Annotated in this window: 1 protein-coding gene and 1 pseudogene; both read left to right on the plus strand. The window is 38.6% G+C overall.

What is annotated here, in order from left to right; translation table 11 throughout:
- A pseudogene (locus tag FFO06_RS21280) lies at positions 1-874 on the plus strand (hypothetical protein); the annotation flags it as partial.
- A 155-nt stretch (positions 875-1,029) separates the two neighbouring features.
- Positions 1,030-1,758 (plus strand): PspA/IM30 family protein, encoded by a 729-nt coding sequence (locus FFO06_RS20590; RefSeq protein ID WP_137909690.1) that lies wholly within the window; start codon positions 1,030-1,032, stop codon positions 1,756-1,758.
- The last annotated feature ends 134 nt before the right edge of the window (positions 1,759-1,892 follow it).

Genomic DNA, 1,892 nt, shown 5'->3' on the forward strand with positions numbered 1-1,892 from the left:
AAATCCCACAATACCTCAAGAAAAACCCATTTGTAAAGATACTCCAAGATCAACGGTTAATCATTCCCCGGAGCTTGTTAAACCGGAAAAAGAGAACAACCCAACTCCCACAAAATCGGAAAAATCTGGTAGTCTAGTTAACATCGAAATTCCATCTCCCCAACATCAAACCCTCGAACAACCAACCAGTACAGCTACAGGATCAGCTATTTCCAAAATCACTGGTAATATTACTACTCCAAACACATCATCAGATGTAAAAAATCCCACAATACCTCAAGAAAAACCCATTTGTAAAGATACTCCAAGATCAACGGTTAATCATTCCCCGGAGCTTGTTAAACCGGAAAAAGAGAACAACCCAACTCCCACAAAATCGGAAAAATCTAGTAGTATAGTTAACACCACAATTCAATCTACCCAACATCAAACCCCCCTTCCCACTCCTATTCCCAAACAACCAGATAATTTAAAACCTAGTGAAGCACTGTTAATAGGACAAGAATCACAAAACCCCAAAACTTTCACAACCAGCAGTTTCCGTAACTTTGTGTTATCCCCTTTAGGTATCGGTTCAATGCTGTCGCTATTATTGACAACCCTGACCTTGGGTTATTTAGTCCTAAACTCCAAAAATTTGCCTTTCGATTTTAGCAACTTATTTAACAGTAATTCGCCACGTACCACGAAAAATACTGAATTAATAAACCATAATTCCCAATCTACTACTAAACCAAAAACCACACTTATACCCAAGTATCCTAATTTAGCGACTCAGGAATTTCGACAACTCAGAGATACCAAAGACATAGTAGATTTAACGCCAAAAGTCAAACCAACCCCAGAAATTACCAGCAACAATTCCCAAAATTAAGATACTATAGAAAGTGTGGCCTTGCTGATAGCAATCTTTGCGTCTTGGCAAAAAACATAATTTATATCGCCATTGTGCAGCATAATCCTGAAATTTCTGGCATTTCCACAAAAAACCAGTCTTATAGTCCCGTAAATGGTCAAGGGAAAACCAATATGGAAGTTATCAAACGTATTCTGAGGCTAATTCGTGCTGATTTTAATAGTCTAGTTAGCAATTCAGAAGATCCAGAAAAAATTCTGGAAAAAACTTTCATGGAAATGCAAGATAATTTGGTACAATTACGTCAGAGTGTAGCTCAAGCGATCGCCACGCAAAAGCGCACAGAACGCCAAGCAGCCGCAGCGGTGTCCCAAAGCGAAGAATGGTATCGTCGCGCTCAATTATCCCTCCAGCAGGGTAATGAATCTCTAGCACGGGAAGCCCTTACCAAACGTAAATTTTACCAAGAAACTGCCACAACCTTAATCAGCCAAATTGATCAGCAAAAAGATGTAGTGACCAAGTTGAAGCAGGATATGCGGACTCTAGAATTAAAATTGGCTGAGGTAAAAACCAAAAAAGATATGTATATCGCTCGCGCACGTTCGGCCGAAGCTTCCTATCGGCTTCAAGAAATGCTGAGTGGAGTTTCTCATCAATCTGGTTTAAGCGCATTAGAACGAATGGAAGAAAAAATTTTACAGATAGAAGCAAGATCAGAAGTTATTAATCAATTGGGTGGTAATGATCTGGAAAAAAAATTTGCATCCTTAGACTCTCATAATCATATTGATACAGAACTAGCAGCTATGAAAAATTATATTCTCAATCAAGGAGAAAATCCGCAGCCAGATCATAATTTACCCAATTTACCCAATTTACCCAAAACACCCGAACCATAAGTTGGAGGGGTTAATATAGCCGTATATACTTGAATCAGGTACGAAAATTAGGAAAACCGCTGATACAAACTTAATTTTACTCCTTTCCTTGTCTTCTTTCTCCTGACTTCTGACTCCTGAATTTTTCTCTGTAT

The organism is Dolichospermum planctonicum (assembly GCF_005402965.1).
Classification (GTDB): Bacteria; Cyanobacteriota; Cyanobacteriia; order Cyanobacteriales; family Nostocaceae; genus Dolichospermum; species Dolichospermum planctonicum.

Excerpts from the sequence above, each read along its gene's own strand:
- FFO06_RS20590 (WP_137909690.1), top strand. The coding sequence starts at position 1,030 with ATGGAAGTTATCAAACGTATTCTGAGGCTAATTCGTGCTGATTTTAAT.